We start from the raw sequence: 6,631 nt of genomic DNA, 5'->3' as shown, positions 1-6,631 counted from the left end.
TCATAAAACTGGATCCCTATATTAACGTAGACCCGGGCACCATGAGCCCCTACCAACATGGCGAGGTGTTTGTCACTGAAGACGGCGGCGAAACCGATTTGGATTTAGGACACTACGAGCGTTTCACTGATACCTCCATCTCTAAATTAAACAGTGTAACCACTGGCTCTATCTATCAGGCCGTCATCAACAAGGAGAGAAAAGGCGTTTACCAGGGCGCCACTGTGCAGGTAATACCTCATATTACAAATGAAATAAAAGAAAGAATTCATAGAGTGGCACAAAATACCAATCCGGATGTGGTGATCACAGAAATAGGGGGTACAGTGGGAGACATTGAGTCTTTACCCTTTTTAGAGGCAATCCGTCAATTCCGTAAAGACGTGGGTCGGGAAAATGTGGTGTACACCCATGTTACCCTCATACCCTGGATTCCCGCCGCCGGAGAGTTGAAAACTAAGCCAACCCAACATTCTGTCAAGGAATTACGCTCTTTGGGCATCCAACCTGATATTCTCGTCTGTCGTTGTCACCGCAGCATCCCCCAACACATTAAAGACAAAATTGCTGAATTCTGCGACGTAGACAGTGATGCTGTTATTACTTCCCCAGATGCCAGTAGCATCTATGAAGTGCCATTGCTTCTGGAAAAGGAGGGTTTCGCTCAACAGGTTTTAGGCCGTCTTAACTTGGAAAACCGCACCCCCGATTTGCAAAAATGGGAGGAATTGGTGGCTAAGATGAAATCTCCCCAACACCACATCCGTGTGGCCATCGTCGGCAAATATATCCAACTCAGTGATGCCTACCTATCAGTAGTAGAAGCCCTCACCCACGCGGGGATAGAAGTAGAAACAAACGTGGAATTGGTATGGGTGGATGCGGAAAAAATCGAGTCGGAATCCCCAGAAAAACATCTTACTAATGTCAATGGCATTATAGTGCCCGGGGGCTTTGGACAAAGAGGCGTAGACGGGAAAATTAGAGCCATTCAGTATGCTAGAGAAAACAAGATCCCCTTTTTAGGTTTGTGTTTGGGCATGCAATGTAGTGTTATTGAATGGGCCAGAAATGTGGCTAGACTGGAAAAGGCCAACAGTGCAGAATTTGAACCCTCTACCCCCCACCCCGTCATCGACCTGTTACCAGAACAACGAGATGTGGTAGACTTGGGTGGAACCATGCGTCTAGGGGTGTATCCCTGTATCCTCAAGCCCAACACCCTCGCCCATACCCTCTACCAAAAAGAGGTGATTTATGAACGTCACCGCCACCGCTACGAGTTCAACAATGCCTATCGTAATCTCTTTCTGGAAAGCGGTTACCAAATCAGTGGCACCTCCCTCGATGGTAGACTGGTGGAAATTATAGAATTGCCCTCTCATCCTTTCTTCATTGCCACCCAATTCCACCCGGAATTCAAATCCCGCCCCAATCAACCACATCCCCTCTTCCTCGGTTTTGTCAAAGCCTGTTTAGCAGGAAACTAAAGCCACTTTCCTTTTCACGGTGTACAATGAACGGAGAAAATCTCAACAAACACCTCCCTCTATGCCTAATCGACTTCTCCACTGCAACAGTCTCTATCTGCGAAAACACGCCTACAACCCCGTCAACTGGTACCCCTGGGGTGAAGAGGCTTTAACCCGCGCTAAACAAGAAGATAAACCTATCTTCCTATCCATCGGCTACTCCAGCTGTCACTGGTGTACCGTTATGGAAAAAGAGGCCTTCTCTGATGCCACCATCGCCTCCTACCTCAATGAACATTTTATCTGTATTAAAGTGGACCGGGAAGAACGCCCCGACCTAGATAGCATATACATGACCGCACTACAGATGATGACAGGACAGGGAGGATGGCCTCTCAATATCTTCCTCACCCCGGATGATTTAGTTCCCTTCTATGGTGGCACCTATTTCCCCATCGAACCCCGCTATGGCCTTCCCGGCTTTTTGCAAATCCTCCAGGCTGTCCATGACTATTACCACAATCAAAAGGATAAACTCAATGCCTTCAAAAGCCACATTGTCAATGGCCTTTTAACAAATGTTTACATCCCGTCCCCAGGAGAAGCAATATCTCTAAACCAAAATTTGTTACAAGAGGGAATCGCGAAAAACTATAAGGTAATCCACCGGGACGACTATGGAACCCCGCGCTTCCCTATGATACCCCATGTTAATCTCATTTTAGAGGCCGCTGTTCGAGACCATGAATACCTGGCTGCAGTTGTTAGAAGAGGCCTTGATTTAGTCAATGGGGGCATTTATGACCATGTTGGGGGGGGTTTTCACCGTTACACCGTCGATTCTACCTGGACTGTCCCCCACTTTGAAAAAATGCTCTATGATAACGGTCTAATCCTGGAATTTCTGGCTAACCTATGGGCAATGGGCATCCAAAACCCCCAAATTGAAAGGGCCTGTCAGGGCATCCTCCATTGGCTTAAACGGGAAATGACTGCTTCAGAGGGTTATTTTTATGCCTCTCAAGACGCCGACAGTTTCACTCATCCTGACGATGATGAACCAGAAGAGGGGAGTTTTTATGTTTGGAGTTATGATGAGTTAAAACAGATTTTGTCTGATGAAGAATTAGCCGCACTCTCCCGCGCATTTATTATTACAAAAAACGGCAACTTTGAGGGAAAAAATGTCTTACAGAAAAGAGAGGATGAGGAAATAGATGAACTGGTAGAACAGGCCCTAGATAAGTTGTTTTTTGCCCGCTACGGCACCTCCAGAAAGGACTTAAGTAGAGTCTTTTGCCCCCACAGCAATGAGGAAGTCAAAAATCGCTCTTGGTTGGGCCGTGTACCCCCCGTAACTGATCCTAAAATGATTGTTAGTTGGAATAGTCTCATGGTTTCCGGCTTGGCAAGAGCCTACGGGGTTTTCCAGGATGAAGAATATCTACAGGTGGCCGAAAAGGCAATCACCTTTATTCTCAATAACCAGTGGCCCTCAGGACGTTTACACCGTCTTAACTACGGGGGAGAGGCCACTTTACTAGCCCAAAGTGAAGACTACAGCTTCCTGATTAAGGCCCTACTAGATTTAGCTCAAAATTGCCCACAAAAAGCCGATTATTACCTAGAAAGAGCCATAGAAATTCAAATAGAATTCGACCACTATTTTACGGCTCCAGGGGAGGACATTTATAACAACAATGCCTACGATGACTGTAAGGATTTAATGGTGGTAGAAAAGAGTTATGCCGATAGTGCTATCCCCTCTCCCAACGGTATAGCCGCCATCAATTTACTCCGTTTATATACCCTTACCGAAATGCCAAATTACCTCGAAAGAGCAGAAAAAATTCTAAACAAATTCAGTGGTGTGATGAAACAATATAGTACCAGTTGTCCCACTCTTTTTAGTGCCCTACACTGGTATCTAAAACCCACCATTGTTAGAACTACCCCAGAAGTGTACAACGAATTAATCCGTCAGTACTACCCCGCCACTACCCTCATCATTGACTCCCAATTACCTCCTGATAGTGTTGGTTTTGTCTGCAAGGGGATGCAATGTCTTCCCCCCGCCACAGATATCTCCCAACTCAAAGCACAAATTACTAATTCCTAATGCCCCCCTCACCTCTTAATCCCCTTTTTCTCCTTTTTAGCTGTGTTTTGCCTAATGGGGTATTAGACTTAGATAACCATTACCAAAGTGTTGAATTTCCAGAAAACTGGTATACGGTGGTGCTGGCTTATAAACCCTAAATGTCTTCATGATACCCAGAGTGGCGGCACTTTCCAAGGGCCCTATAAAACTACAATCTCTATCCAAAAAATAAGGCATACTACTCCAGTGCTCCATCTGTTCAGCATTAAGGAAAAAACAACCAGAATGGGGGTTTAATGTCCGTCGCAATGAGATTTTTTCCCCCATTATCGTCCCTGCTAATTCATATTCCTGTTGAATGTCTTGAAAGCGGGCCGTAATATCAGGACGAAGCTCCCCATCCACATAGCACTTCCAAACCCTATCTCCCTTTATGGCATGTTCATAACGATTAGGTTGTAACACACTGCCATTGCCAGCCTGGGATGTAAACCAGTTTAGTTTTATGAAAAACCATGGGTCATGCAAAATTAAATCGTCTTCTAGATAACAATAGTAATCGTACCTTCCCAAGTTTTCCTTCAACACACGATGACATTCAAATCCTAGCAATTTTGGTTCCGCCTGCGTGGGACAGTGCTCAAAAAAACTAGAAGGAAGAGGAATTTGGGAAAGGAGATGAAAGTTACCTGTGGTACATATGATTATATCAACCTTATACCCCTGTCCCTCGGCAGGACTTGCCACCCCCCTGGCATGGTTTATCCAACAGGGAAAACTGTCATACAAATATCTCAAGTTATAAATGCACTGAGTCAGCGCTGTAATACGTGGACGAGGGTTCTTTCTTAGAGATCCATGTCTCCCACCGCCCTCGGGATTATAGAAGTGTGGTATGGCAAATAAGAGCTTCATAAACACACCGCCAATTTAGTACTACATCTGTTTAATTTTCTTTCTGGGGATGCTAGTCTTCCACCCTATAATAGTACTCCTTCGCCCTAGGATGACACTCTATACAACCACTGTGGGTAATGGGCTTGGTAAATTCTACCTGGGGATGTAAGGCAAAAAAGTATCGGGATTGGGCAATAAATTTGGGCTCGGGCTCGTCTTTCAATAAACCGCGAGAGTAGTGCAGTAAATACTGCCACATCAACAGCTGGGTGAGACGATTCATGCCCACTACTTTTGTACCATAATGGTTGTTGGGATTCTCTAAAATGGTTTTCCACGTCTCCGTGGGTAAGACTGCTGGGGGTATGGCAATATGACAGCTACCACAGGTTTGTAAATATAAACTCTCCCCCGTCTTGAAATTCTCACTGGTTTTATCTACTGACTTGTGTTGACTACCTCCCTGCCACTGGCTATTCATACCTTTTAAATTTTCCGCTGTAACACCCCCCATTAGGATACTCAACATCACCACTACCCCCAAGATAATGGTTTTGACTTTCCTTTTCTTAAAACCAAAAATTGCCATAAACAACCCCATGTGTGAAGAAACCTATCGATTTTAAGTCATTGCTGGCCGGCAAATGTAACTTGGAAAATAAATGGGCAAAAAGGGAGACTAGGCCAATGACAATGACTGTCCAAACACCAGAGTGGGTTAAAGATGCAGTTTTCTATCAAATTTTCCCAGATCGTTTCGCTAAATCACAACCCCCCCACCACCATCCTAACTACTGGCATTCTACCAATTTAGAACCCTGGGACGAAAAACCTACCTCTCAGGGTTACAAAGGGGGTAATTTTTGGGGGATTATCGAAAAACTCGACTATCTACAAGACTTGGGCATCAACGCTATCTATTTCACCCCCATCTTTCAGTCAACCTGTAATCACCGCTACCACACCCATGACTACTACCAAGTAGACCCCCTTCTGGGGGGTAATGTGGCCTTTGCAGAATTCCTTAAGCGAGCACATGAGCGTGGAATAAGAGTAATACTGGATGGCGTCTTTAACCACGTGGGCAGGGGTTTCTTCTTCTTCAATGACATCTTGGAAAATGGCCCTTTTTCTGCCTGGTTAGACTGGTTTAAAATTGAAAGTTGGCCCATTAACGCCTATGATGGCACTCTCCCCGCTAATTATGCCAGTTGGATGGGAAATCGCGCCCTGCCCCAATTAAACCACCAGAATCCCCAGGTGCGAGAATACATCATGCAGGTAGCTGAATATTGGATACGCCAGGGCATTGACGGGTGGCGTTTGGATGTGCCAGATCAAATCAAAGTGGAGGGTTTTTGGCAAGAATTCCGCACCAGAGTCAAAAATATTAACCCTGAAGCCTATCTTGTCGGCGAAATCTGGAAACCCGCTGAAAAATGGCTAGATGGTACCCAGTTTGACGGTGTGATGAACTATCAGTTTACTGAAGCTACCCTTGCCTTTGCCGGCGGCCATCGCATTGTGCGAGAATATGTGGAAATACCCCCCTATTACCCCTATCCCCCCCTTAGTCCTCTTCAATATGCCCAACGCATGCACAGTCTCGTCAACCGTTACCCTTGGGAAATCACTCTCACTCAACTTAATTTGTTGGGCAGTCACGACACCGCCAGAATCCTCACCATTGCCGGTGGTGACATTAAGACTGTAGAATTGGCCACCCTCCTCATGTTTACCTTCCCCGGCGCTCCCTGTATCTACTACGGCGATGAGGTAGGATTACAAGGGGGTCTAGACCCAGATTGCCGTCGTACTTTCCCCGCACCACAGGATTGGAATACCCATCTTTTGGAGCATCATAAGGAACTAATTAGACTTCGACACCAGTACATTTCTTTACGACGAGGTATATACGATCCCATCTACGCTGATGACAACATTTATGTTTTCAGTCGTAGCTATAAAGAAGAGACTTTAGTGGTGGTGGTTAACATAGACGAACACTCCCATCATGTGCCCCTGAGAACATACGACTTCCCCGTTAAAATCAAAGAGAAAATCTGGGGCCATGGCAGCTTCAACTACGAACAAAAAGAAGGACAAGACCACATCATATTACATGTGCCTCCCCGTAGTGGTATGATACTAAAATAAGTGA

5 protein-coding genes are annotated in these 6,631 nt (G+C 45.5%); 3 read left to right on the top strand and 2 right to left on the bottom strand.

Annotation, left to right across the window (positions count from 1 at the left end):
• Positions 1-1,490, top strand: a 1,490-nt coding sequence (locus tag IGQ44_06780) for a CTP synthase (protein HIK37675.1), incomplete at its 5' end; no start/stop codon positions are given.
• Positions 1,491-1,551: 61 nt separating this feature from the next.
• On the top strand, positions 1,552-3,591 hold the full coding sequence (locus tag IGQ44_06775; protein HIK37674.1) for a thioredoxin domain-containing protein: 2,040 nt from the start codon (positions 1,552-1,554) through the stop codon (positions 3,589-3,591).
• A gap of 51 nt (positions 3,592-3,642) precedes the next feature.
• Here IGQ44_06775 and IGQ44_06770 read toward each other — a convergent pair whose 3' ends face one another.
• Positions 3,643-4,488 (bottom strand): calcium-binding protein, encoded by an 846-nt coding sequence (locus tag IGQ44_06770; protein ID HIK37673.1) that lies wholly within the window; start codon positions 4,486-4,488, stop codon positions 3,643-3,645.
• Positions 4,489-4,540: 52 nt separating this feature from the next.
• The gene (locus IGQ44_06765; protein ID HIK37672.1) at positions 4,541-5,059 is read right to left on the bottom strand and encodes a diheme cytochrome c family protein; all 519 of its coding nucleotides are present in this window, start codon (positions 5,057-5,059) and stop codon (positions 4,541-4,543) included.
• Positions 5,060-5,163: 104 nt separating this feature from the next.
• Here IGQ44_06765 and IGQ44_06760 point away from each other — a divergent pair, with 104 nt between their 5' ends.
• On the top strand, positions 5,164-6,627 hold the full coding sequence (locus IGQ44_06760) for a glycoside hydrolase family 13 protein (protein ID HIK37671.1): 1,464 nt from the start codon (positions 5,164-5,166) through the stop codon (positions 6,625-6,627).
• The last annotated feature ends 4 nt before the right edge of the window (positions 6,628-6,631 follow it).

It is taken from the genome of Geminocystis sp. M7585_C2015_104, from assembly GCA_015295805.1.
Lineage (GTDB): Bacteria > Cyanobacteriota > Cyanobacteriia > Cyanobacteriales > Cyanobacteriaceae > DVEF01.
Note: the sequence above shows the minus strand (reverse complement) of the source record. Positions and strands in the feature narration are given on the sequence as shown.